This is a genomic window from Polyangiaceae bacterium (assembly GCA_016715885.1).
Lineage (GTDB): Bacteria > Myxococcota_A > Polyangia > Polyangiales > Polyangiaceae > Polyangium.
In genome coordinates this window covers 191558-216030 of sequence record JADJXL010000015.1, presented here as the reverse complement: position 1 = coordinate 216030, position 24473 = coordinate 191558, and the positions used below count along the sequence as shown (strand labels likewise).

Here is a 24473-nt window from a genome sequence, read left to right as displayed (position 1 = left end):
AGGATGAAGCTCATGGCAGCACGATCCTCGGGTACGGGTACTATTTCGTTCGGCTTGGTGACGATTCCCGTCAAGATGTATTCCGCCACGACGTCGCATGGCATCGGGTTCAACATGCTGCACAAGAAGTGCGGAACTCGGCTCAAAATGCAATACTTTTGTCCTTACGACAATGAAGTGGTCGAGCGATCGGAGTCGACGCGGGGCTTCGAGTATGCGAAAGAGCAATACATCGAAATAACGGACGAAGAATTGGATGCCGTTCGTGCCGAACGAACCGATCGTATCGATCTGCTGGAATTCGTGCCCGCAGAAACGGTAGACTTTTTGTATATCGAGAAAACGAGCTACCTCGGGCCGGAAAAAACTGGCGCGCGAGCGTACAAGCTGCTGTCCAATTCGATGGAGCGTATGCAACGCATCGGGGTGGCTCGATATGGAGCGCGCGGAAAGGATCAGCTCGTGCTCTTGCGGCCTTATCGCGGGGGCTGGTGATGCATCAAGTGCATTATGCGGACGAGGTGCGGTCGTTCGACGAGGTCGTGCCCGCGATGAAAACGGATTTCCGCCCCGAAGAAGCAGAACTAGCGGATAGGCTGATTGGCCAGCTTTCTTCGGATGCGTTTCACCCGGAAAAAATATCACGACGAATATCAAGAGCGGCTCCTCGAAGCGATTGAGCGCAAAGCCGCAGGGCAAGAAATTCGGGAAGCGCCCGAGCTGCCACAAGCAAAGGTCATCGATCTATTCGATGCATTGCGCCAGAGTTTGGCCAAGGAGGCGAAGCCGGCCGCGCCGCCCGAGGAGCCGCGCGTCGAAGAGCCCGCAGCGGCGGAGGCTGGTCCGGGATTGAAAAAGGCAGCGCCGCGGCGAGCGGCGAAAGAGCGAGAGCGAAAAGCAGGATAAAGACAGAGCACACGTTCGGGCTTTCATGGTAAAGAGGCCCGACGATGGCGGACGACGAAGCCCAGGCTGGAAAAACCAAAACGTTACGAACGGCGTCACTCGGGCGTCTTTTGGGGCTCGCACGTCCGGAAACGTCGCGGCTCGCGCTTGGCACCTTATTTCTCATCATCGGCGCATTGACGGGGCTGCTCGTACCGCAACTGTTCCGCGTGATCCTCGACCGAGCGGTGGGGCAGGGTGCTAGCCATTGGACGATCGACCGCGCGGCCTTGGCGCTCGTGGGATTGGCGGCCGTGCAAGCTGTTGCGACGGCGATACGTTTTGCCTTGTTCACGAGCGCAGGCGAACGCGTGGTGACGCGACTGCGCCGGGATTTGTTCGAGCATTTGCTGGGGCAGGAGACTGCATTTTTCGACGAGCACAAGACGGGTGAATTGACGAGCCGACTATCGGCGGACACGACGCTCGTGCAAAACGCCGTGAGCGTGAACATTTCAATGGGGCTTCGCTTCTTTGCGCAATCGCTGGGTGCCATTGGATTTTTGGTGTACACGTCGCCGCAGCTCACCGCCGTGATGCTGGGGTCGGGCCGCCGGTGGCGCTTGGGGCCGTGGCGTATGGCCGGCGCGTAAGAAAATTGGCCCGCGAGGCGCAAGATGCATTGGCGCGGGCAAACGAAGTCGCGGAAGAAACGCTGGCCGGAATTCGCACGGTGCGGGCGTTTGCCGCGGAACGTGCCGAAGGTAAACGATATACGAAGGCCGTGTGGGATGCGTTTGCGGTCGTGTGGCGGCGCATTTTGACGAGCGCCACGTTCATGAGTGTATCGAGCTTTGCGGCATTTTCTGCGCTGGCCATTGTTTTGTGGTATGGCGGGAGCCTGGTCGAGCAAGGTAAAATGACGGCGGGTGAGCTGACGTCATTTTTGATTTATACGCTCACCGTGGCGTTTTCCCTGGGCGGCATCAGCGAGCTTTGGGCCGATTTGATGCGCGCATCCGGGGCGGCCGAACGCGTGTTCGAATTGCTCGATCGATCGGCGAAGATTCCGCTCGTGGAAGGCAATCGACCTGGAGACGTGAAGGGTCACGTGGAGTTTCGTCGTGTGCATTTTGCGTATCCATCGCGCAAAGACGTACCGGTATTGCGGGACGTGAGTCTATCGCTGTTGCCTGGTGAAGTCGTGGCGCTGGTGGGTCCTTCGGGGTCGGGCAAATCGACGATTGCCGGGCTTTTGCTGCGTCTTTATGATCCGGCGCAGGGTAGCGTGATGCTCGATGGTGGTGAATTGCGCGACTTGTCGCCGGAATGGCTTCGCCAGCAGGTGGGTATCGTGGCGCAAGAGCCGCTTTGGTTTTCCTGTAGCGTGGCGGAAAACATTCGGTATGGCAAGACGGACGCGACGGAGGAAGAGTCATTGCCGCGGCGAGAATGGCCAATGCGCACGAATTCATCACGAAATTCCCCGAAGGATACGAAACGCTCGTGGGTGAACGCGGGGTAAAACTATCCGGGGGGCAAAAGCAGCGCGTGGCCATTGCGCGAGCGGTCCTGAAAAACCCGCGCATTTTGGTATTGGACGAAGCCACGAGCGCGCTCGATGCCGAAAGTGAACACCTCGTCAAAGAAGCGCTCGAACGATTGATGAAAGGTCGCACGACGCTCATCATTGCGCACCGTTTGTCCACGGTGATGGGAGCGGATCGCGTGGTGGTGCTTCAAGACGGCGTCATCGTGCAAAGTGGCGATCATGCGTCGCTGATGCAAGAAGGCGGCCTCTATCGGAAGCTCGTCGAACGGCAGCTCGAAGGCGGGCATGCGCCGGCGCTCCAGGTGGCTGTGTAAAATAAATTACCAGACAAACTTTTTTTGCGATCGTATAGAACTGATGCACGGGGTCAACGCAGGTGCGAAACTTTCGACTTTACCGCTGAATTCAGCGCTTTTTTTTGCTCGTTCCTGGCCACGACGATCACGTCCGTGCGCCGAAACTTGCGCCGAAACCCGCTCATGAGGCAACTTGGCGGTGTCCGGGCGCACCGTTAGATCGCCAGGCTGGGCGGGCAGTGGTGTTGGTGGCAAAGGTTCGAGTCCTGCGAGCGCGGCGAGTTCCGGAATCGCTCGGATGCTGGGCGCGAGGTCGCCAAGCTCCACTTCCGACCATCGACGGGCTGGACGCCGATACGTCTCCATCGATGCCAGGGAATGTCCCGTGCGATCGGAAACCCATGACGCTGGCCGCCCCTTGGCGAGCGAATACGTACAGAAGAGGGCGCGAAGGTCGTGCTCTTCATGCGGCCACGAATGCTGCGAACGCGTGAAGAGTGCGGCGCGAGAAACCCCAGCTTCCCACAATCCCATACGAATGCGCAGCGCAAGGTATGACGGTTCAATGACTCCGCCACTTTGACCGGGAAATAGTGGACTCGATGGATCGAGCTTCTCACCTTGTTTTTTTCGCCATTCCAACCACGTGCGGATCATCATCGTGTCATCTGGATCGAGTGCCCACGATCGAGGATCGTTATCCTTCGTTTTGGCAAGACGAACCGTCGCGCGTTCACCTTGAAACGTGATTGACGAAACGGTCAATCGCGCGGCGTCGATGTAGCGCGTTCCTTGTCTCGATTGCCAGGCGACGAATACGCGCATGAAAAGTGGAATTGTCGTGCACGCAAGGAACGTGTGTTCTTCCGCGGGCATGAGAATCTGCCGTTCGAGCTTGACGTCGGAGCGCGGCACCCACTTTGCAGGCAATGGGTTTGTCTCAGTCCAACGCAACGGATAAACCGCCAAATTCAAAAGATGGCGGATGTTCGACGCAATCGATTGCACGTACTTCGGACCAAGGCGCTCAGGAATGGCGGAAAGCGCTTGCTCGCCATGGTCCAGCGTCAATCCACGACACGGAACGTTCGCCAGTGCTGGCAGGACGTGGCGAAGTCCAGAACGATCGGAGTCGTAATTTGCTCGCTTGTGAATTCGACCGGGGAACGCATCAGCGAGACGACCGGAAAGAAAAAGCTCCGCCAAGTGTCCGAACGTTCCGGGCAAGGTCCCTGAGCTTGGCGCGAGCAGTGCCGCGCGTTCGGGCGCAAGTCCCGGCGGAATCCAGTCATACGACAGTCGTTCGTCCGCGGGTAGGGATGCGCGACCATCGGCGGCAAGTTTGGAAAGCTTGACGGCTGCGCGTGCGGCGTCGTCGTTCGGCGCAGCGATGATGCCGGACAGAATCGCGGCAAGTTCGCCAGCGGGACGTCCAGCGGCAAGCATGATCTGGAATGCTTCACGTGCGGCATCGAGTCTCGTCTCCGGCAAGCTGGCGATGCTGCGCGCGATCGGTTCGAGTGCTGCGCGTGGCAGGGTTCGTCCTTCACGTGCGAACGTTGCAACTGCGTCGCGGTATCGTTCGGCGCGCGCAGTCGCATCAGGCGTCTCGGTTCGTCCGAGTGCTGGCAGACGGATTGTCGTTCGCTTGCCCGCGAGCGTGATCCGGATCTCGTAACCGTTTGCCCGGAACGACGCTTCGCCGATGATCGGTCGTCCGCTCCGGGAATTTGTCCCGTCGCGTGTCTTGATGCTACTCACGTTTCGCCTCCATCCCGAGTCAACGTCGGGTGGTTGGTAGGCGCCTCTTCTCGCTTGCAACGGGGAGAGGCGCCGTTTTTCTTGGTACTGCGATACTCATGATCGATCTGTCCGCGCGGTCCTGCAAGTCCTCATTTTTCCGATCGGACATAGACTGTCCGGTGTGACATTGCGCGGTGTCCGAGCGGCAAGTCACGGGTGTTCGAGCGGATGTAAGCAAAAGTTCAATGTCATGACAGAAATCTACATGTAATTTTAGTAACCACATGTTTTGTGTGCGAACGACTGTGCGATTTTTGTCACCAATTATTAGGATTCTTTGGATCTCGCGACTTGACACGAGACGACACCGCCAAGCTCGTTTCGGCAGTCGAGTCGCTTGCCAGGACGTCCCCGACGCTCCGGACGCGTCCTGATGCCCTTTGCAGCGAACTCGGCGTCGACTGCGGCGAGGTGAATGGCTTCCGTCAGCTCCGCGAACTCGGCGTCGACTGCGGCGAGGTCAATGGCTTCCGTCAGCTCCGCGAACTCGGCGTCGACTGCGGCGAGGTCCAGCTCCATGACGCTTCGCCGCCTATGCCGCTTTCGGTTTTGCAATCGACGGTTTCGGTTGTCGCGCCAGTTCCCATACACGATCCGGAATGCTCGCCACGTCGACGGGTGACAGCTTGGCAATCGAATCGGTTCGAGAAACTAGAAGCACTTGCACAAGACGCTCCTCGGCGCCCGCCGCATCCGATCGGCGCTTCTGATAGTATTCGTGGATCGCATCCTTCAGTGCTCGCACCTCGGATTCGACCTCGGGATCGTGGTTCAAGCTGCGGCGTATTGCTGCAACGGGATCTTCATTTACGGATCCATGATCTTCCCAAGAACCTGCGCTCTCGTACTGCGCATACGGATCTTCACTATCGTCCTTCCCTAATTGTCTCTGCTCCGATTGTGTAGACATCAGGGTAGATACATAAGGAGAGGCCTGTTCACCGTGACCAGCTTGTGTCTGGTCATGGCGACTAGGCGCCTGTTCGCCGCGACCAGCTTGTGTCTGGTCATTACGACCAGGCTCTTTTTTTCGGCGAGAAGGTTTTGCCTGTTCACCGTGACCAGCTTGTGTCTGGTCATAGCGACTAGGCTCTTTTTTTCGGCGAGAAGGTTTTGCCTGTTCACCGTGACCAGCTTGTTTTTTCTTATAGACCCATTGCTGAGGATCCGCGAGCTTCGGACCAAGACGGATACGGATTCGAGCTCCGTGGCCACGCGGTCGATCAATAACAAGGTATTCGGCTGCCTCCAGCGCATTCAATGCGCGTGCCGCAGCTTGATGACCAACGTCCGCCGCAAGGTCCCCGATCCGAACGAGCCACTCGTCAGGGATCTGGTGAGTGTCATTGTCAATCGATGCCACGATCGCGAGAAGCACCAACCGCATTGTTTTCTTGTCGCTTTCGCCGCCATCGGGCATTGCGATCGGATTCGTTCCTTTCGCAAGAACCCGAAGCAAGTGAAGCGGATTGACGCTCACGACGCCTACCCCTTCCGCCTACGGCCCGAAGCGGGCGGATCGTCGCTGAACGTGAAACCGAGCGCCGAACCGAGTTTGCGCGCAGCGTCGTCTTCATTCTCGATCGGCGGCTCCGCGTTATCGTTCGAGGTGGCTTCTTTATTGCCCAGCGCCGATGGCGTCTCGCCAATTCGGTCCAGGTACGCGATTACGTCTTCCGTTTTGACGATGCGAAGCTTTCCAACGGATGCGACGCGCAGCGGGAATCCTGGTGCTCGAACCATCGCCAGAAACCGATCGGGCGGAATTCCGAGGACAGCCATGGACGTTTTCTGCGAAACAAAGGCAGGAAGTGGAGCGACAACCGTGACCGCACCCGCGGGCAGCGCGATCGAGATGGCCGGTGTCGTAGGAAGCGAACGGAGGTCAGCAAGGCTCATGCACTACACTGACAGGCAAAGATGCGCACGTCCAGGCGTTGTCACTCCAGCCTAGCACGGATGACAAAGAACGGTCAACATCTTTTTTCAAACCACTGAAAACGAAGGACAATTCGCCAAAGTTTGTTCGGACAAACTGAAGCCCACAGCGCGTCGATGCACAAAACGAACATCGTGCAACCCCAAAAAAATTTTTTCTTGGTGGCCGACTGGAAAACGCTGTGGGTGGAATCGCTCGAATGCGTCGCGGCTGCGTGAAGCTGGCGTCCGAGTGAGAGGCGCCTTCGTTCTCGTTTTTTCTTCGATGCCACGGCGTTGGCGGAGTCGGCTGCGACGGCTCGCGACTAACGCGGGAGACGATCGTCGAACCACTTTGCAACGGGTGACGACGTGGTACCTGGAGGCGATACCGGTATCGTAAAAACGTAGTATGACGATTCGTCGCCAAACACCTGCGACAACTCTACCGACAGTTGGCGCGACGTCTTGTCGCACTTTATTGCAATCGACGTTTCGGTAACGCGGGTCGAATCCGGATACTTTTCGACGTAGTCGCGAAGGTTTTGGCTTGGGCGAGTGGTTTCGTACACTATCAAATAGACAGCCATTCGTGAATTCTCCTATGCGACGCGGTTTGTGATCGTGGTAGCCCGTGCAACTGCTATTCACTGGCCTTGTGCGATCGTAACCGCATCGCATAGGAGCGGGCCAAGTTACCGCTTCTTTTTCCGATGCCACGGAGTGGGCGGACTCGGCTGCGGCGGTTCGCGCCAGCGTCCCGACGTGACGACGCTTCGCAACCACTTGCGGCTGCGCGCAAGCCGCGCGTTGTATGTACCGTCTCCCATCTGCGCGTCGTGGTAGCGCTCGACGTACGGCACTTCCGTCGCGACGTTCAGAAGGAAGCGAGCGACAAGGGGCCGATCTTCGATGCGTCGGAGCAGATCCCGCGCCTCCAAACGAGCTACGGGCGAGCGCGACGGGTAGTCGATCGGCTCCTGTAGAAATGCCTCATACCGCGTCGATGCCTTGCGCCTGTAGTTCATGAACGCGTGTTGAGCCACGACGAACATGTATTGAATCAAGGCATCTTCGGGGTCGATTAGCTCGAACCCTTGGACGCGCCCGTCGTGAATGGCTTGCCACGTGACGATCTCGACGTGCTGCGCAATATCGTCGATCTCGCGCTCAGGACAGCCATATCGGCGCAGCGCTGCGCATACGCACGGGCGCAAGGCGTGTGTTTCTTCAGGCGTCGCATGCACGACACGGTTGCCCGCAAGGTTGACGGAAAACTTCATCGCGCCCCCTTGCTCGGCTTGACGCCGTTTGCCGTAATGACGAATTGACCAGCGAGCGCGACGTCCAGATCGAGTCCACTTGCAATGGCGACACGTTGCGCAAGCGTCATGTTGCCGGGGTTCTTCCCAGTCATGAATGCGCCGACGATCGAGCGACGAACGCGCAGCGTATTCGTCAACGCGATCCATGTTCCGTGCTTACGACGGAGCTGGCGAAGCAATACGCGCAGATTGTCACGCTGTAGCTCGAACAGTCCGCCACGATAAAGAGGGCGCGGAATGCGTGAATGTTTTTTCATCGTGCCGCCCCCTTTCGTCGCATCGGGATCACGTTCGAGGGCGCAGCCATGCGCGCAGTGGATGGCGCATTCGTGGCGGGAGAACCGAGCGTGGCGAGCGTGGCAAGCCATTGCTGCGCACGCTCATGATCGCCAGCTTCATCGGCTGCGAGCGCACGGGCGAGAATACGCGAACGCGTTACCTCGACATTCGTTACGGACGCATTCGTCGATGCGATGGGAACGGTTTCGGCAGTATCGGCGCGGGGAGGGGTCAGAAGTGGCGCAGCGGTAGGCGCAACGGATGCGATCGGGGGGATCGAAGTGGCTGGATCGTCGTGGTTGCGTCCGTTGGAATCGTGCTCGTTACGGGATCGTACGCAACTGGCATGTTGCTCGTGTCGATGTTCGAACATGAAGCGAACATTGCTGCTCTTCGTCGTGGCTATCGAAATGTTGGGTTGTCGTCATGCGTCGATCGAGCGCGAGGTGCTCGAGAAAGCGGAATATGGCGAAGAAAATCCGGTTTTCGTCGAGGAAACCACGACGTCCATCGTGGGATTTACGAAAGCGGGTGACGTGGCTGTTTTTGATGGACAAACGGGTGAAATAAAGAGCTCGGTGGAAGGAGGAGGCGGGACGCCGCGCGATGTGGCGGTGGATCCGTGGCGTGAGGGCGTGTGGGTGTACGAAGAAAACGAGGATGCGTCGGGAGGCGAGATACGATTTTGCAAGCTCGAGAATACGTTTGGCGAAGCGAATGGCGGACGGGGGGTGTTGCATTCGTGCGAGCATACTGCGTGGGTCGATGGAGTTGCGGCGCTTCTGCCGGCGCGGGAAGGATTGTGGGTTTTCGAGGACGGCATTGGTGGCGCTCGGTGGAAGGTGCTTGGAACGGGCACGATAACTCCGAGCGTGAGCGCGCCGCGTCCAGCATCGGTATGGATGGAGGGCGAGCGGGTCGAAGCGTTATCGTATGGGTTTTACGGTGACCAGCTCGTCAAGGTTGGGGCGATATTCGGTGGAGCGGGGCCCACTATCGTGGAGCAATTCGATTGGGGTACGCCAGCAGGGTATCCACCGACGGCGCGATATGCTCGTTTATCGCATGACGCGGGGCTTCTTTTTGACGCAGCGGGCGGTACGCTGACGGTTCGTCGCGTCACGGGCGGAGAGATTGGTCTGCCCCGGGTGATCGATGTGGGGATTCAGGTTTCGCGGGTGGAGGCGGCGCTTGCGGTGGGCGCGTCGACGTTGGTGCTGGGGACGGACGCGTTATGGATTGTCGAGGCGGACGAATCAGGTGTCGAGCTGATGTCGGGGTTATGGCTGAATGGTGACGTCCGCGTTTCCGACTTGTTTTTCTCGCGGGATCTGCTCGTCACGCAGGACCGTGCGTTCGTTGCGACGGACCGGGGCGTTCGTGCCATCGTGCTGGAAAAGGACGGTGACGTGGTCGTGAATGCATTTTTGGACGAACTGTTCGTCGGGGAGTGGTTTCGTGGGCCGCTCGATGTAGTCCGCGGGACTTCATTGTAATGGGTTTCTTTGGGAAAGCGCAAAATAGTTGCGGACGCGGCGACTGAAAGGATGTATCGTATGCGTCGTGGCTACTTTGCGCTTTCCCATTCACCTTGTTTTAGGGTCGATCGTCGCCGTGGGCTGTACGCAGGAGTGGGTTGCCACGCCAAGCAATCCGCTGCCGGTGCTTGGCACCGATGACGAGCAAAAACCTGGTGGGAATGGGGGTGCGGGTGGTTCGGGTGGTGCGGGTGCGGGTGCAGGCGGCACGGGAGCATTCGGGGGCGCTTGTATGCCCAATCCGGGGGCGCCGGAAGTCGTCAAGGTAGGTGTGCCCGGAAAAATGATGCTAATCGGATGTGTCGTGACTCCGGAGGGACCGGTTCAGGGCTCGGTTTTCATCAAGAGCGATACGATTCAGTGTGTGGGTGCGTCCTGTACGAAAGACGCGGATGCGTTCGATGCGACGGTGATCGAGACGCACGGCGTCATCATGCCGGGCATGATCGATACGCACAATCATATTCTTTTCGATATTTTCGATGAAGACGATTGGTCTCCGTCGAAACCGTACAGCAATCACGATCAATGGCCCCAAGAAGCACGATATGGAGCCATGGTCGATGCGAAGCAGTATTTGAACAATGAAGTGGCATTGCCGCCCGAGCATGGCGGGGCGAAAATCCCCGAGGCTCGCGGCTGTGAAATGAACAAGTATGGGGAAATGAAGGCGCTCGTGGCGGGCACGACGAGCGTCGTTGGCGCAGCCAATCCGCTCGATAAAATCTGTTATGGTTCGCTGGCGCGAACCATCGATCAGAAGCCGAATGATCTGCCGGAAGACAAGATTCAGGTGGCGACGTTGACGCCATCGTCGGAGACGGCCAATTCGGTCTGTATGAAGTTTGCCGATGACGTGACGGACGCTTACGTCATTCATCGAGGCGAGGGTGTCGACGAATATTCGCGTGCCGAATTCGACAAGCTCGGGGAGCTCAGCACGGACCAGCCCGGTTGTCTCTATGCGCCCGAGACGACGATCGTGCATGGGACCGCGTTTGGCGAGGCGGAATTCAAGATCATGGCCGACAAAGGCATGAGCCTCGTGTGGTCGCCAAGGTCGAACGTATTTCTTTATGGTGCCGGGACCGATTACACGAAAACGACGGACGTCGAAATGGCGCTCGGACTTGGAATCAACGTTGCGCTGGCGCCGGATTGGTCGCTCGGAGGCAGCCAGAATCTGCTCGACGAAATGCGTTTCGCGGACGAAGTCGACAAAAACCGCTGGAAGGACGAACTTTTGTCGTCCGAAATGCTGGTGCAAATGGTCACCATCAATGCGGCCAAGGCGCTGGGCCTCCAGGATATTCTCGGATCGCTCGAAGTGGGCAAAAAAGCCGATGTGACAGTCATTTCGGGTGACGTGACGCAGCCTTACGACGCCATCGTGGCAGCAAGGCCAAACGACGTGTCGCTCGTCGTGGTCAATGGCATTGCGCTTTATGGCGATGCAGCGCTCGTGGAAGTTGGGCCAAAGCTTCCAGGTTGCGAAGCGCTCGATATTTGCGGCACACCGAAGTTTGCCTGCGTGGCGGAAGCGACGGGCACGGCAACGGACAAACTGAAGCAGACGTGGGCCGAAATTACGACGACGCTCACGACGGAGCTCGAAGCCTACGACGCGCTGGATATTACGCAGTGGGACTTCGCGCCGCTGACGCCGCTCGTGAAGTGCGAGTGATTTAGAGCGTCAATAGCCAAATCCAGCTCGCCGCGCCAAACAAAACACCACTTGCGAGCAGCACGCCAAACCCGCCAAAAAACAAATATTGCGATTTGGGGTGGCGCTGCGCAAGTCCGGATGTGATCGCTGCAATGTGCAAGAGCACGAAAACGATTCCCGCAGGCCAGGCAACCTTGTGCAAAACGAAGTCGCCAATGGCCTTGTCGTTGCTTGCAATGGCTTCGAGCTGGCCGAAGTTCAGGTGGGTCACGAGGGGCATGGAAGCGACGGCCCAGACAAACGCCAGCGGGTACGCGAAAATGTGGCCCGCCATGAATCGCGCAATGAAGACGGCGTAACTGAACTTGGGCGCCGCTTCCACGAAAATCACCTTTGCGCGGGCAATTTGCGGTATCGATGGAAGAGCGCGGTTTGCCGATTGGCCAAATCGACTTTGCGACCACGAATGATGACGGCGGTGGGATGGGAGTCATTTTCGAGCGGATCTCCCGACCATACGACGACGTTGGCGACTTTGCCCGCGGCGAGCGTGCCATATCGAGCGGCCATGCCAAACGCTTCGGCAGGTGCTCGCGTAATGGCAGCAATGGCCGCCTCGTGAGGCAAACCAGCACGCACGGCATTGCCTGCAATTTGCCGCAGCTTGCGGGCGTTGTGCGTATCGCCGGTCGTAATGACGAGGGGCACGCCGGCAGCATGCAATAATGCCGCGTTGTCGTCGCGTGTGCCTAGCGTATCGAATGATGTGGGGCCGGGAGCGATCGGGTTGATCAATACCGGAACTTTGGCGCTCGCGAGCTGGCGGGCGACCTTCCAGGCTTCAGCGCCGCCCGCGATGATGGGGCGAAGGTTGAATTCTTTGGCGAGCTCCACCGCGGCGAGAATGTCGGATGCTCGCTCGACGTGAAATACGACGGGGAGTTTTCCGCCGAGCGCATTCGTAATGGCTTCGAGGTCGAGGCGGCTTGCGGCAAACGCGCGGCTCTGGTTGCGTTCCCAGGCAGCCTTGTTCTTCGCGAACGTACGCGCATCATCGAATGCCTCGCGGGCGCGAAGAAGGGCGCCTGCTGCTCCACCATGTTTGCCGTCGAAGCTAGAATCGAGGTGGACGTGCAGCGCGAGATTGTTTTGGGCGAGCGTTTCTTGGCGCGTTGGGCCATCGAGGTCCGCCCAAGCGGATTGTCCGGAAAAAAGGCCGCCACCAGGAACGATGCCGGCCGACGTAATCCCATGGGCTCGAGCGATACCAATGACGACGGAGGCGGGGTTGTAGCCATCGGCCGCACGAAATGCAGCACGAATGGGGTCACTTCCGCCCCTATCGTCAGCGTGCGTATGGTCTTCGAGCGATATTTCCACGAGGCCAATGGACGTCAAGGCATCGACGAAACCCGGCGTGACGATGGCCCCTTTGGCGTCGATGGTGGTGCTTCCGGCGGGCGCAGCGAGCCCTTTTCCGACTTTTTGAATGAGACCTTTGTCAATCAAAAGGGTCGCTTCTTCGAGGACTTCGCCGGTGCCGACATCCACACGTCCACCGACGATGGCAATGGGCGATTCCGCAATGGGAGTGGTTTCGGCGGGTTTGGCAGGGCCAGGCGCAGGTTGCGCTTTGGCATCGACCGCACCGAGACATGCGGCGGCACAAAGGAGTGAAATGCAGCCCGCGGCAAACGATCGGCTCTTGATCACGGCGTACCTCCCGGGAGGAGCGTGGTTTCGCGGCCCGCGTCTTGTCCCAGCTCGAAGTCGCTCCATGGCGGCCGCTTTTTACCTTTTTGGTGCACGGTCAGTCCATCGATCCACACGCGTTCGGCCGACGCATAAACTGAAAAAGGATTGCGATCCCAAAGGACGACGTCGGCGTCTTTGCCCACTTCGAGCGTTCCGGTGCGCTGCTCGATGCCGAGAGCCCAAGCTGGATTGGCGGTGATCCAACGAATCGCGTCTTCCTCGGTGACGGCAATGCCCGCGTGCCGTCCACTCGCGAGCGCCTTTGCGGCTTCTTGATTCATGCGCTGGATGCCTTCGGGCGAGTCGGTATGCAGAATGGGCACGCCGCCCGATTCCTGGATGAGGGCGAGGTTTTCCGGAATGCCGTCGTACGCTTCCATTTTGAATCCCCACCAATCGGCCCAGGTGGAGACGGAAATGTTGCGCTTCGCCAAGACGTCTCGAATCTTGTAGGCTTCCAGCGCGTGGTGGAAGCTGCGAATGGTAAAACCCACTTCGTCGGCGAGCGAAAGCATGGCGAGCATGTCATCGGCCCGATAACAGTGGATATGGACCATGATTTTGCCGTGCATGGCGCCAATGAGCGTTTCTTTGGCTGGATCGCGCGGTGGTGGAGCGCTTGGTGGGCTTGGCACGGGAGGCGCGAGTGGTTTGTCCCAGGTTTCTTGCCAGTGTACACACGCGGGAAGGAACGGATCGGATTTGCATTCGGCTTGCTGCTTTTTCCGATTCTCGACTTCGGCAGCGTAAGCGGTCGCTGCTTTGTTGTCTTCGGCAATGCGCTTCGCTTCCGTCGCTCGATGACGATTCCATTCTTCTTCGAGCTTTTGGGCGTCGAGAAATGCTTTGCGCTGCATGGCCAGATTGCCCATGCGCGTGCCGGGCGCGGAATGCCTTTCGTTGCCGTAAACTCGCTTCGGGTTTTCGCCACAAGCCATTTTGAGGCCATCGGGTGCGCCGGGGAAATGCATGAATTTTCCGGAGAGCGCCGGACGCAATTTCAATGTAATGGCGCGACCACCCACGAGGTTTGCCGAGCCGGGCAAAATTTGAAACGTCGTCACGCCCGCCGCGACCGCTCGTTCAATGGCCGGATCCTGCGGCCAGAATGCATCGGCCGTGTGCACGTCGGGCGTGACGGGCGAAGTTGCCTCATTGCCATCGCTATGAGCTACCGCGCCGGGCATCGGATACACGCCAATATGAGAATGCGTGTCGATGATGCCCGGCGTCACGAATTTTCCAGTACCATCAATGACTTGCACTCCCTCGGGCGCCGGTATCTCGTTTTCCGAAATCGCTGCAATTTTACCGTTCGTCAGCAACATGCTGCCGCGCGGAATGGTTTTTCCCGTGGCGAGCATCAGCGTGGCGTTGCGAATGAGAATCGGTGGAATCGCCGAAGGGAGCGGCGATTCTTGCCAATCCGGAGCATTCGCTCGATCCCACGGAAAAAGCTCCGCTACGGGTTCGGGCGCTGCGGATTTGGGTGTCGAAGGCGATGCGGCCGGTTGGCTCGAAGCACACGCCGAAAGAGCCGCAAACAGGGGCACGACGAAGTGCCGGCAAGAGGAAGGAGCGGGCATCGCCGAGGACGCTAGCACACCCGGACGCAACGAGGTTGGGCTCGTGAAGCGGCAATGAGCGGAATTACGAAGCGGCGGGGTTTTCCCTGGGCCGAAGAGGCGCACGCGCCACGACGAGGACGTTGGAGAAGGGTGTCGATCCCCAGGCGGGAATGACTTCACAAGCAAAACCGCGGGCTTCGAGACGTGAGGCGATCTCGCGAGCGGGTCGAAATCGAACGCGCTCGCCGCGATTGAATCGTACGGCCGTGAAGATTTTTTCTTCGAGCAGCGTGGCCCAACTACGAATGCCGCGTTCGGTGTCCGCTTCGCGTACCAAGAGGCGTCCACCCGGCTTCACATGATCCGCTGCGTGGTCGAGGATCGCGTTTTGTTCGTCGATGGTGAAGTAGTGCAAGAGATCGATGAGCAGGACGGTGTCGGCCGGTTTGGCCGTAAATGATCGCGCGTCTTCCGCTTCGAACGTGGCGAGCGCTGGCGCAGCTCCATCGGGCGTCGCTTCAGCAGCGCGCCGAGCATGCATGATCTTCGTGCGATCCCAGTCGATGCCATGCGCATGCGATGCGCGTCCGAGCTCGAGCAGCAGGATCGGAAGTTGTCCGCGGCCGGTGCCGATGTCGAGCACTTCACCGAGCGCGTGCTGCCGCTGGCCTTCGACGTCCGCGATGAGACGCGCGATGGGATCGACGGCGAGCTTGATACGCACGTAGTGAAACTGGCTCTTGTCGGCAGCAGACGTGCTGTCGGGAGAGGCGTAACGCGATGCAACACGTTCGGTGGCGTGAAGCCAGAGGGGTGCTTCGGGCGGCAATCGATAGGGCGGCAGGTCGCTCGCTGCAGGTCGCACGAGGCGTTTGACAGAGACAAACGACCACGTGAAGGCAAAACCTGCTGCGGCAAGTCCGACGCCGACGATGGGAGAGCCCACGAGCAAGTATCCGGCGAAGTCGACGAGCGCGCCGTAGCCCGCTTGGATTTCGCGATCGAGGCGTGGCCATTGCCCCGTGCGTAGGCGCCCTCCAACTTGGACTTCGGCCGTGAGAAGCGCGGGTGCGAAGAACGGGTTCGAGATGTTGGCGGCGACGTACGAGAGCACCGCATGAAGCCGAAGCTTCAGGCACACGAAGAGCACGAGCAGAAGATGCAGGCCGAAGACGGGCAGCGATCCAATGAAGAGACCGACCGCGACGGCCAGGCCGAGACGCGCTGGTGTGAGGTCTTCACCTTTGAGATCGCGGAAGGCGCGTTTGCACTCCTCGCGCCAGAAAGAAAATGTCGCCAAGGCAGGTCGTGATCAGAGGCTCGTGACGTCATCCGGCATCGCGTTGAAGCGGCGTGACGAGCGAGCGTTGCGTTCTTCTTCGATGCGTCGAAGATGCATCTTGGCCGCCTTGTTGCCCGGGTCAACCGTGAGCGCCGTGCGTAGCGACGCGATGGCGCGATCGGGTGCTCCAAGTGCGAGCATGGTGAGGCCGAAGAGCACGTGTGCGGGTGCGTAGCGCGGGTTTGTCGAAATGGCACACGCGAGGTGCTCGCGGGCGAGCGCGTGGTTGCCCTGGTCTCGGTAGAGCGATGCGAGCTTCGTGTGCAGGTCGGGAAAGTCCGGGCAGAGGTCGATGGCTCGCTGGAGCTCGGCAATCGCCTCGTGTGGACATCCGGCGTCGAGATACGACTTGGCGAGGTCTGCGTGTTGGTTGGCAATTTTGCCGCGTACGAAAGGATCGGCCGTTGTACCGGTGTGCCCTGCGCGCAGCTTGTCGTACGCGGCGCGGGCGCCTTCGTAGTCGCCCTGGTCGGCGAGGGCGACGGCAAGATTCAAGAGCGCTTCGGTGTAACGCGGGTTCAATTCGGCCGCGCGTTCAAAGTGCTTCACTGCACCCTCGAGATCGCTGCGCCCGTGGAGGATCACGCCGAGCATGTTGTGGACATCGGGGTAGTCGCCTCGATGGTCGAGCACTTCGCGTAGCGCCGGTTCAGCAGAAGCGAAATCGCGGCGTCCGTAACTGTCTCGTGCAACTCGAAGCAGGTCCTCAAGGCGTTCTTGCATGGGTCGAGCTTACGTCGAGCGCTCGGGATCGGCGAATTAGCGGCGCAAAAAGTGGCTCGTCTTGCGGAGCTTCGACCAGGGCGCGCGTGTTCGATGTGGTTGCGCGTTACTTGCCGTCCGCGCCTTGGCGCGGTACGCCCCACGTGTGGCAGACGCACGGGAACCGGTGATTCCTTTCGCAGATCGCACGGGCTTGCGTGCGGAGGACATGGACGACGCGTCGAACCTTCAAGCGCCGATGGGCAAAGATTCGCTCGAGCCCGCGGCCCCGACGAAGCCTCCGCGCCTTGTCGTTCCGCCGCGCAGGCGTGAAGTGGAAGGACCACCAGCAGCACCACGCGGTCCGCTTTCGGGCCTGTCGAACGGCGCGAATGCGCCTGGACAGCTCGGTTCGGGCCTTGGAAGTACGTCCGTCCGAACCATGCCGCGCGTGCACACGGGTGTCGTTTTATCGCCACGCATGACGGCAATTTTCGGCGGGCTTTTTGGTTTGGCGACGATGACGTCGATCATCGCGCTGCTCATCCAAGTCGTTCCGCCGCGTGATGAACGTGCCGTCGTGGCAAGCGCAGGGCTTGCACATCGCGTTGGAGCTTCCTCGGCAGACCCCGAAGCATCATCCGACCCGCAGTCGAAGAAGCGCCAGCGAGTTGCAATTCCCGGCCCGTGGCGTCTGTCGGAGCTCAGCAAGGATCCTTCAGTCGAGATCGTCTCTGGCACGATCGGGCCGAAGTCGTTCATCACTGCGCTCTCCGACAAGAACGTTCCGAAGGCGCAGGTTTACCGCATCATGAAGGCGTTTGCCGACATGCGGAAGTTCGACAAGTGCGGCAAAAAGGATCGCTTCTACGTTGCGATGGAGCGAGCGACGAAGCGCGTAAAAGCTTTCGAGTACGAAGTCAGTGCGACGGACATCATTCAAGCTGCCGAGGATCAAGGCGGCATCTTGGTCGGCAAAAAGCTCGACATGAAAGTTGCCGAAGAAGAATTCACGGGCGCGTTTTACGTGTCCAAGAATCTTACGGCTTCGTACGAATTCGGCGGCTTCGAAGATGGCGTCATCGCGCTCATCGACGATGCGCTCGAAGGGCGGCTTTCGAGCGAGAGTTTCGAAGAAGGCTCGACGATACGTCTCATCGCGGTCGAAGAGACGGCTCTCGGGCTTTTCTCTCGCTACAAGCGCGTCGTGGCGCTCGAGTACCGACCTGCGGATCCCGCGGGCAAACCCATTCGCATCTACGCATTTCACGGACAAGAGGCGCGTGGGTATTGGGATGACAGGGGCAAACAGCCCTACTCAGGAGGGTGGCAATCGCCGCTTCCAGGAGCGCCCGTGACGTCGCGGTTCAATCCAAAGCGACGCCATCCCGTGCTGAAGAAGGTCATGCCGCACAACGGCACGGACCTCGGCGCTCCGTCGGGCACGCCCGTGTACTCGGCGTTTCGTGGCGTCGTGGATTGGGTGGGCCCTGCTGGACCGAGCGGCAATCTCGTGACGGTGATGCATCCGAACGGCGTTCAAACCGGTTATGCACACCTGTCGAAGTTTGCCCCGGGCCTCAAGATGGGCATGAAGGTGGGTGCGCATCAGCTCGTCGGGTATGTCGGATCGACGGGGCGATCGACGGGGCCGCATCTGCATTTCAGTGCGAAGAAGGATGGAAAATTCTTCGACGCCGAAACACTCAAGTTCGGCGGCGAGCGCGTCATGCCCCCGGTCGATCGAGCTGCATTCGCCGAAGTGAAGGCAGAGCTCGACAAGCGACTCGATGCGATTCCGCTTCCGGAGCCGCCGCGTGAACCGCCGCGCACGGTTGCGACTCCTGCAACGTCGGCAAGTGCAGTGGCTGGAGCGTCTTCTGCAGCGGCGCATGCGAAAGGCCCCGCGGCACCGCAACCGGAAGCCGCGCCGGTGGAGGTGTACGCCGAAGACGATGACGAAAGCGGCATCCCGATTCCTGCGCCGCTCTTGGGATCGCTCCCGATGGGCGTTTCGTCAGCGACACCGATGTCGAATGGGGCGCCGAGTCCAAAGTCGGCTCCTGCAGCGGCACCAGAGGCTCCAGAAGGCGCCGAACCGCCCGAAGACGATCCAGAGGAAGAGTCGCAGGCGCACTGACGGCCGGGCCTTGAGTTGCACGCTCGCTTCGCGCGCGTGGGACGCGCGCTACGCGAGGTTTTGGTTCACGTTGGGCGAGCCTCGGCCCCCAAACCCCCCAGGTTCAAACTGGAACCCTGCCCCTGAAGCTGTGGTTAGGTGTTCAAGCCCGACAAACGACAAAGCCCCCCGAACGAGTCGGAGGGCTCTGTGGTTGGAAGTGCTGAGAGGATCAGCGCTTGGAGTACTGGAAACGCTTGCGAGCGCCCGGCTGACCGTACTTCTTGCGCTCCTTCTTGCGCGCGTCACGCGTCAAGAAGCCAGCGCGCTTCAACGAAGGACGGCGCTCGGGGTCGGATTCGCAGAGCGCACGAGCAATGCCATGTCGCATCGCTTCGGCTTGCGCGCTGTGACCACCGCCGACGACGGTTGCTTGGACGTCATACTGATCGACGAGCTCGAGGAGCTCGAGCGACTGACGCATGATCATCCGGTTCGTCTCGCGGACGAAGTAATCATCCGAGTTGCGACCGTTGACGGAGATTTGGCCGGAGCCCGGCTTGAGCCAGACGCGCGCGACAGCGGTCTTGCGTTTCCCAGTGGCGTAGATGCGATTGTTCGTCTCGGGCATGACTTGCCTAGGCCTCACGCAAGGGGTTGCGGCTTTTGAGCCGCGTGGGGGTGATCAGGACCAGGGTAAACCTTGAGCTTGGTGAGCAGTTCCCGTCCAAGGATGTTCTTGGGGAGCATGCCTTTGACGGCCTTTTGGATGGGCAGCTCGGGCTTGCGCTCGAGCAGGTCAGCGTAGGACTCGCTGCGGAAACCACCCGGCTCGCCGCTGTGTCGGACGTATTGTTTCTGCTCCAACTTACGTCCCGTGAGCAAGACCTTCTTCGCGTTCACGACGATCACGAAGTCACCCGTGTCGACGTGAGGCGTGAACGTGGGCTTGTTCTTTCCGCGCAGGATCGTCGCGATCTTCGAAGCAATACGGCCGAGGGGCTTTCCTTCGGCATCGATCACCCACCACTTTTGATCTGCTTGCGCCTGGGCAGGTTTGGCGCTGAACGATTTGGGAACAGGATTCATCGCTCGGAACTCCGCGGGAACACCGGCTACTTGAAAAAGGGGCGCCACTTCTACAGGCAACACCCCCGTCTGTCAAGGATCAACAGACATGTTGTCGACTTGGATCAGGCTTGATCCACCCTTGTGCCCGTCCTTCTCGGGAGAACCCTATAGACGGACTATTGCGGATCAGCCCTGAAATTCCCTCTCCAGAACCCGCGACATGCGCAAGGCCACTCGAAAGAGAACGTCTGCGGAGAGGGCGGGATTCGAACCCGCGGTACGTTTCCGTACACACGATTTCCAGTCGTGCACCTTCGACCACTCGGTCACCTCTCCAGGCGCTCGTCGGTGGTGCGACATGACGTCGTCCATCGATGGGTCCACAAAGGATCACCGGGAAGGTTTTTTCCCGGTGATCACTTCGGCGCACTGGACTTTGCGGAGGAAGCGGGATTCGAACCCGCGGTACCCGTGAGGGTACACCTGATTTCGAATCAGGCACCTTCGGCCTCTCGGTCATCCCTCCGCGCGCGAAGATGGCAAAAGGTTCCGTGCCGGTCAAGCGCTCCAGCTCTTGCCAGTGAAGAAAGCTGCGGCGTAAGGCTTGGCCATGCAGAAAGTCGCGAGAATTTTTCGTTGGACCAGGGTCTTCGTTGCCGCTGCGCTCCTCGTAGGTTCGCTCGAAGGAACATCCGCAGCGCAAAGCCCCGCTCCGTCGAAGGAACCCTCGAGCGCTCGTTCACCGCGCAAAACGAGCTTCGATCCGTTCTTCGTCGTGGGCGGCGCCGTGCGCATCGACGACGCGCCCCTCTTCAACATCACGCGGCGCATGGGTGGAAACTTCGGCATCGGTTTCGCCTATCAAATCGAGCCTATTTCGATCGGTTTGTCCTACGAGTACACCGGACTCGGCCGTGAAGACAGCGGCGTCGGACCCTTCGGATTCGTTCACATCGATCGCTCGCTCGACACCGTCATGGCCTCGCTGAAGGTGCGTTTTTCCGGACCAACTTGGGTAACCCCGTACTTCGGCGTCGGCATCGGCGCTACGTGGCAAGATGCAAAAATGAGCGGCGTCGTGCTTCTCAATAGAGGAGCCAGCGGTTCGGCCACGTTCGGATGCACCGCGAGCGACAGCGTGAACCTCGCCCTGCGTGCAGGCGGCGGAGCGGAATTTCCTCTCGGATCGAACGTCTCGTTCATCACGGATGCATCGTTCGACGCGTACCGATTGTCGAGCGACATCATCCAGTTCTGCGCCCCAGGTGCAGGCTCGACCGCGACATTCCTCTTCCGCGTGGGACTCACCTACCGCTTCGACATGTCCGAGAGTCGCAAAGCAACTCCGACGAAACCCGCTCGGCCGTAACCGTTTGTGGTGAAATTATTTGAGGTGCGACTGTTTGAAGACCAACTACGTGCGGTAGTTCGGCGCTTCTTCGGTGATGATCACGTCGTGCACGTGACTCTCGCGCAAACCTTGTGACGTGATGCGGACGAACTGCGCTTTCTGTCGCAACTCGGCCACCGTCGCGCATCCCGTGTACCCCATCCCCGATCGCAATCCTCCCACGAGCTGATGCAGGATCGAACCCAGCGAGCCGCGATGAGGCACGCGACCCTCGATCCCCTCGGGCACGAGCTTCTCGTCCGCAGCGCCTCCTTGACCGTAACGATCCTTCGAGCCGCGCTTCATCGCGCCAAGCGAACCCATGCCGCGGTACACCTTGTACGAGCGACCTTGGTACAGCACGAGATCGCCCGGTGCTTCGTCCGTACCCGCGAAAAGCGACCCCACCATGACGCACCATGCTCCCGCAGCGAGCGCCTTGGTGACGTCCCCCGAAAACTTGATGCCACCGTCGGCAATGATCGGAACGCCATGACGATCACCCACGCGAGCGCAATCCGCGATGGCCGTGACCTGAGGGACTCCGACACCAGCCACGACACGCGTCGTGCAAATGCTGCCGGGACCAATGCCGACCTTCACACCATCGGCACCAGCATCGACGAGCGCTTCGACGGCATCTGCCGTTGCAACGTTTCCACCGATGATGTCGATCTGCGAAAACCTTCGCTTCAAGCGTGAAACGACGTCGAGAACACCACGCGAATGACCATGCGCCGTGTCGACGACGAGTACGTCGACGCCTGCTGCAATGAGCGCTTCGGCGCGCGCATCCGCATCGGCACTCGGACCAAGCGCCGCACCGACGCGCAGCCTTCCGCTCTCGTCCTTGAGCGCGTCCGGATTGCGATCAGCCTGCAGAAGGTCCTTGATGGTGATGAGACCGACGAGCCGGCCACCATCGACGACGAGAAGTTTTTCGATGCGATGTTTGTGAAGGAGCTCCTTGGCTCGATCGTTCGACACGCCCGGCGTGACGGTGACGAGCTCGCTCGTCATGAGCGCTCGAACGGGTTGATCGAGGTTCTTCTCGAAGCGGATGTCTCGAGCCGTCAGGATGCCGACGGGTTTGTCCCCCTCGACCACCGGCACGCCGCTGATGTCGTGCTCGTTCATGACCGCGAGCGCTTCGCGAAGCGATTGATCGGGCTTCACGGTCACGGGCGACATGATCATGCCGCTTTCGGCACGCTTCACTCGCTCCACTTCGCGAGCTTGCTCGGCGATCGGCAGATTCTTGTGGATGATCCCGAGGCCTCCTGCGCGAGCCATCGCGATGGCCGTGCGCCCTTCGGTCACCGAATCCATCGCCGCACTGACGAGCGGGATGTTGAGCGCGATGCGGCGGCTGAGCCTTCCTTTGACGTCGACCTGATTCGGCAGCACCTCGCTGTAGGCTGGAACGAGCAGCACATCGTCGAAGGTCAGGCATTCGCGGAGTTTGTCTTCGAGCATCAGAAACCTCGGTGGCGCGCGTGTCTAGCGCGCCCGCGAGTCAAACGCTACGGCGGCTACGCAGTCGAGTTCGTGCGATCGAGGGAACAGGAAGCGGGCGTTCGAGCTTGCGGCATGACGAATCTCGTCAGAGATCGCGACGAGCTATTGAAAGCAGGCGTCCGGAAGCATAGAAAAGAGATCCATTGTCGGCACCGATTGGGGGGCAACTGCCCCCGGGCAAGCTATTCCACGGCCATTACGAGGTCGTGCGTTGCCTCAGCACGGGCGCGATGGGTGCCATTTATGAGGTCATCGACGTAAAGACCCATCGGCACCGGGCGCTGAAGTTGATGCTGCCGAGCCTCGTCACGGACGAGGACATGCGCGAGCGCTTCAAGCTCGAAGCGACGGTGACCGCGCACATCGAAAGCGAGCACATCGTCGAGACGTTCGACGCGGACGTCGATGCTGAAACGGGTGCGCCGTTTCTCGTGATGGAACTTTTGCGAGGCCAGGACCTCGCGGACGTGCTCACCGAGCGCACGCGGCTGAACCCTCCGGAAGTCGTGCTCATCTTGGCGCAGGCTGCCAGGGCGCTCGACAAGACCCACGCTGCAGGGATCGTTCACCGCGATCTGAAGCCGGAAAACCTTTTCATCACGCGTCGCGACGACGGCTCGATACGCGTCAAGATTCTGGACTTCGGCATCGCCAAAGTGGTCGCGGCGAGTGAAGGAACGCAGAAGAAGCAGCAAACGATCAACCTTGGAACACCGCCGTACATGTCGCCCGAGCAGATCCTCGGAGATGCGACGATCGATCATCGCGCGGACCTCTACGCCATCGCGCACATCGCCTACGCGCTGCTCGTAGGTGAACCTTATTGGCTCGAGGAGAGCCGCAACGGAGACACGCTCTACCGGCTGCTTTTGCGCATGGTCGACGGCGTGAAAGAGCCGCCGACGGTGCGCGCGCAGCGGTACGGAATGACGCTTCCGCCCGCGTTCGATGAATGGTTTCTCCGAGCGACCGCGAAAAACCCGGCCGATCGTTTCAACCGCGCGTCGGAGCTCGTGCTCGCGCTTTCGCAAGTGCTCAACGTACCGCTCCAACATCGACCCCCATCGGCATCGCATCCCGATTTGGATCTCGAGTCGGTCATGCTCTCGCAGTCGGGCGTTCATCGTCTCGTGTCCATGCCGCCTGCAGCGCAACTGCCAGCACCGACGCCTTCGGTGCCGCCTGCCGTGGCCGTGGGCGTGCCGGCGTACGGAGGGTTTGTCGCGCCAACTGCGACGCCCACGCCTGCGCCGGTGGCTTCCATTCCGCCACAGCCGCCGGTGCTATCGACCCATCCCCCGCCGCTCGAAGCACAGGTCGATGTGCTCGCAGATCGTGCGAAACCGAATCGTCGAGGAATCCTGGCGCTTTTGGCACTCGCCCTCGTGCTTGGCTTCGTGGGTGTCTTCGTCGCGACGGGTATGTTTGGATCGGACAAAGACGCAAACACGCATCTCGCAAGTGGTGATGCGGCCCCTTCGGCAGCGGCGAGCGTGCCGCCGCCCGTTCCCGTTGCAGTCGTCGATGCAGGTGCACCCGACGCATCCGTAGCCGATGCGACGGAAAGTGCGCCGCAAGTCGTGGCGATTTCGGCAAGCTCGGCGCCAAGTGCCGCAACGATCTTGCCGCCGACGCCTTCGATCGGCAAAACAGTGCAATCGGCCAAGAGGAAGACCCCAGGGCCGGCACCGACGAAGACGACCACGAAGCAACCCGGCTATGACCCACTCAAGGAGCTTTGAGCGAC

At 60.0% G+C, this 24473-nt stretch carries 21 protein-coding genes, 2 tRNA genes and 1 pseudogene; 8 read left to right on the top strand and 16 right to left on the bottom strand.

Annotated features, from left to right (window positions below):
- The first annotated feature begins 12 nt into the window (after positions 1 to 12).
- The 3 genes and pseudogenes from IPM54_14455 (at position 13) to IPM54_14445 (ending at position 2751) form a co-directional block, all read left to right on the top strand.
- Entirely contained in the window at positions 13 to 495 is a 483-nt protein-coding gene (locus tag IPM54_14455) for a hypothetical protein (GenBank protein MBK9260996.1), read from the top strand.
- Positions 496 to 600: 105 nt separating this feature from the next.
- Positions 601 to 906: a hypothetical protein gene (locus tag IPM54_14450; GenBank protein ID MBK9260995.1), complete on the top strand. Its 306-nt coding sequence runs from the start codon at positions 601 to 603 to the stop codon at positions 904 to 906.
- Between the two features lie 44 nt (positions 907 to 950).
- Positions 951 to 2751, top strand: a pseudogene (locus IPM54_14445) (ATP-binding cassette domain-containing protein).
- Positions 2752 to 2757: 6 nt separating this feature from the next.
- Here IPM54_14445 and IPM54_14440 read toward each other — a convergent pair.
- The 6 genes from IPM54_14440 to IPM54_14415 all read right to left on the bottom strand — a co-directional run bounded on the left by IPM54_14440 (position 2758) and on the right by IPM54_14415 (position 8035).
- On the bottom strand, positions 2758 to 4494 hold the full coding sequence (locus tag IPM54_14440) for a site-specific integrase (GenBank protein MBK9260994.1): 1737 nt from the start codon (positions 4492 to 4494) through the stop codon (positions 2758 to 2760).
- Positions 4495 to 4803: 309 nt separating this feature from the next.
- Complete coding sequence (locus IPM54_14435; GenBank protein MBK9260993.1) at positions 4804 to 5055, bottom strand: hypothetical protein; 252 nt, start codon at positions 5053 to 5055, stop codon at positions 4804 to 4806.
- A 13-nt stretch (positions 5056 to 5068) separates the two neighbouring features.
- On the bottom strand, positions 5069 to 6016 hold the full coding sequence (locus IPM54_14430) for a hypothetical protein (protein ID MBK9260992.1): 948 nt from the start codon (positions 6014 to 6016) through the stop codon (positions 5069 to 5071).
- Positions 6017 to 6021: 5 nt separating this feature from the next.
- Positions 6022 to 6318, bottom strand: coding sequence for a hypothetical protein (locus tag IPM54_14425; protein ID MBK9260991.1), 297 nt, complete (start codon positions 6316 to 6318; stop codon positions 6022 to 6024).
- 830 nt (positions 6319 to 7148) lie between these two features.
- Positions 7149 to 7736, bottom strand: coding sequence for a sigma-70 family RNA polymerase sigma factor (locus tag IPM54_14420; protein MBK9260990.1), 588 nt, complete (start codon positions 7734 to 7736; stop codon positions 7149 to 7151).
- Complete coding sequence (locus tag IPM54_14415; GenBank protein ID MBK9260989.1) at positions 7733 to 8035, bottom strand: hypothetical protein; 303 nt, start codon at positions 8033 to 8035, stop codon at positions 7733 to 7735. Before IPM54_14415 ends, IPM54_14420 begins: the two co-directional genes overlap by 4 nt.
- Before the next feature lie 393 nt (positions 8036 to 8428).
- Here IPM54_14415 and IPM54_14410 point away from each other — a divergent pair, with 393 nt between their 5' ends.
- Both IPM54_14410 and IPM54_14405 read left to right on the top strand, forming a co-directional pair.
- A complete protein-coding gene (locus tag IPM54_14410; GenBank protein MBK9260988.1) occupies positions 8429 to 9553 on the top strand; it encodes a hypothetical protein in 1125 nt (374 codons plus the stop codon).
- Positions 9554 to 9620: 67 nt separating this feature from the next.
- Positions 9621 to 11279: an amidohydrolase family protein gene (locus IPM54_14405; protein MBK9260987.1), complete on the top strand. Its 1659-nt coding sequence runs from the start codon at positions 9621 to 9623 to the stop codon at positions 11277 to 11279.
- Position 11280: 1 nt separating this feature from the next.
- Here the strand turns inward: IPM54_14405 and IPM54_14400 are convergent, their stop codons facing one another.
- The 5 genes from IPM54_14400 to IPM54_14380 all read right to left on the bottom strand — a co-directional run bounded on the left by IPM54_14400 (position 11281) and on the right by IPM54_14380 (position 16649).
- A complete protein-coding gene (locus IPM54_14400) occupies positions 11281 to 11643 on the bottom strand; it encodes a hypothetical protein (protein MBK9260986.1) in 363 nt (120 codons plus the stop codon).
- A gap of 5 nt (positions 11644 to 11648) precedes the next feature.
- A complete protein-coding gene (locus IPM54_14395; protein ID MBK9260985.1) occupies positions 11649 to 12974 on the bottom strand; it encodes an amidohydrolase family protein in 1326 nt (441 codons plus the stop codon).
- Entirely contained in the window at positions 12971 to 13954 is a 984-nt protein-coding gene (locus tag IPM54_14390) for an amidohydrolase family protein (GenBank protein MBK9260984.1), read from the bottom strand. The genes IPM54_14395 and IPM54_14390 overlap by 4 nt, the downstream gene beginning before the upstream one ends.
- Before the next feature lie 712 nt (positions 13955 to 14666).
- On the bottom strand, positions 14667 to 15884 hold the full coding sequence (locus IPM54_14385; protein MBK9260983.1) for a DUF2062 domain-containing protein: 1218 nt from the start codon (positions 15882 to 15884) through the stop codon (positions 14667 to 14669).
- A 12-nt stretch (positions 15885 to 15896) separates the two neighbouring features.
- Positions 15897 to 16649 (bottom strand): tetratricopeptide repeat protein, encoded by a 753-nt coding sequence (locus tag IPM54_14380; protein ID MBK9260982.1) that lies wholly within the window; start codon positions 16647 to 16649, stop codon positions 15897 to 15899.
- A gap of 208 nt (positions 16650 to 16857) precedes the next feature.
- Here IPM54_14380 and IPM54_14375 point away from each other — a divergent pair, with 208 nt between their 5' ends.
- Positions 16858 to 18768, top strand: coding sequence for a M23 family metallopeptidase (locus tag IPM54_14375; protein MBK9260981.1), 1911 nt, complete (start codon positions 16858 to 16860; stop codon positions 18766 to 18768).
- A 211-nt stretch (positions 18769 to 18979) separates the two neighbouring features.
- On the opposite strand, the gene rpsI is transcribed toward IPM54_14375, so the two are convergent.
- The 4 genes from rpsI to IPM54_14355 all read right to left on the bottom strand — a co-directional run bounded on the left by rpsI (position 18980) and on the right by IPM54_14355 (position 20344).
- Positions 18980 to 19378 carry a 30S ribosomal protein S9 gene (rpsI, locus tag IPM54_14370; protein ID MBK9260980.1) on the bottom strand — a complete coding sequence of 133 codons (399 nt, stop codon included), beginning with the start codon at positions 19376 to 19378 and terminating at the stop codon, positions 18980 to 18982.
- Between the two features lie 14 nt (positions 19379 to 19392).
- Positions 19393 to 19836, bottom strand: coding sequence for a 50S ribosomal protein L13 (gene rplM, locus IPM54_14365; GenBank protein MBK9260979.1), 444 nt, complete (start codon positions 19834 to 19836; stop codon positions 19393 to 19395).
- A gap of 233 nt (positions 19837 to 20069) precedes the next feature.
- Positions 20070 to 20154 (bottom strand) — tRNA-Ser (locus IPM54_14360).
- A gap of 103 nt (positions 20155 to 20257) precedes the next feature.
- Positions 20258 to 20344, bottom strand: a tRNA-Ser gene (locus IPM54_14355).
- 84 nt (positions 20345 to 20428) lie between these two features.
- Between IPM54_14355 and IPM54_14350 the strand changes: the two genes are divergently transcribed.
- Complete coding sequence (locus tag IPM54_14350; protein ID MBK9260978.1) at positions 20429 to 21187, top strand: porin family protein; 759 nt, start codon at positions 20429 to 20431, stop codon at positions 21185 to 21187.
- Between the two features lie 45 nt (positions 21188 to 21232).
- Here IPM54_14350 and guaB read toward each other — a convergent pair whose 3' ends face one another.
- The gene (gene guaB, locus IPM54_14345) at positions 21233 to 22684 is read right to left on the bottom strand and encodes an IMP dehydrogenase (GenBank protein ID MBK9260977.1); all 1452 of its coding nucleotides are present in this window, start codon (positions 22682 to 22684) and stop codon (positions 21233 to 21235) included.
- A gap of 248 nt (positions 22685 to 22932) precedes the next feature.
- Between guaB and IPM54_14340 the strand changes: the two genes are divergently transcribed.
- Positions 22933 to 24468 (top strand): serine/threonine protein kinase, encoded by a 1536-nt coding sequence (locus tag IPM54_14340; protein MBK9260976.1) that lies wholly within the window; start codon positions 22933 to 22935, stop codon positions 24466 to 24468.
- The last annotated feature ends 5 nt before the right edge of the window (positions 24469 to 24473 follow it).

Excerpts from the sequence above, each read along its gene's own strand:
- IPM54_14455 (MBK9260996.1), top strand. The coding sequence starts at position 13 with ATGGCAGCACGATCCTCGGGTACGGGTACTATTTCGTTCGGCTTGGTG.
- IPM54_14435 (MBK9260993.1), bottom strand. The coding sequence starts at position 5,055 with ATGGAGCTGGACCTCGCCGCAGTCGACGCCGAGTTCGCGGAGCTGACG.
- IPM54_14425 (MBK9260991.1), bottom strand. The coding sequence starts at position 6,318 with ATGGCTGTCCTCGGAATTCCGCCCGATCGGTTTCTGGCGATGGTTCGA.
- IPM54_14420 (MBK9260990.1), bottom strand. The coding sequence starts at position 7,736 with ATGAAGTTTTCCGTCAACCTTGCGGGCAACCGTGTCGTGCATGCGACG.
- IPM54_14415 (MBK9260989.1), bottom strand. The coding sequence starts at position 8,035 with ATGAAAAAACATTCACGCATTCCGCGCCCTCTTTATCGTGGCGGACTG.
- IPM54_14410 (MBK9260988.1), top strand. The coding sequence starts at position 8,429 with ATGAAGCGAACATTGCTGCTCTTCGTCGTGGCTATCGAAATGTTGGGT.
- IPM54_14390 (MBK9260984.1), bottom strand. The coding sequence starts at position 13,954 with ATGGCTTGTGGCGAAAACCCGAAGCGAGTTTACGGCAACGAAAGGCAT.
- IPM54_14380 (MBK9260982.1), bottom strand. The coding sequence starts at position 16,649 with ATGCAAGAACGCCTTGAGGACCTGCTTCGAGTTGCACGAGACAGTTAC.
- IPM54_14375 (MBK9260981.1), top strand. The coding sequence starts at position 16,858 with ATGGACGACGCGTCGAACCTTCAAGCGCCGATGGGCAAAGATTCGCTC.
- rpsI (MBK9260980.1), bottom strand. The coding sequence starts at position 19,378 with ATGCCCGAGACGAACAATCGCATCTACGCCACTGGGAAACGCAAGACC.
- rplM (MBK9260979.1), bottom strand. The coding sequence starts at position 19,836 with ATGAATCCTGTTCCCAAATCGTTCAGCGCCAAACCTGCCCAGGCGCAA.
- IPM54_14350 (MBK9260978.1), top strand. The coding sequence starts at position 20,429 with ATGCAGAAAGTCGCGAGAATTTTTCGTTGGACCAGGGTCTTCGTTGCC.
- guaB (MBK9260977.1), bottom strand. The coding sequence starts at position 22,684 with ATGCTCGAAGACAAACTCCGCGAATGCCTGACCTTCGACGATGTGCTG.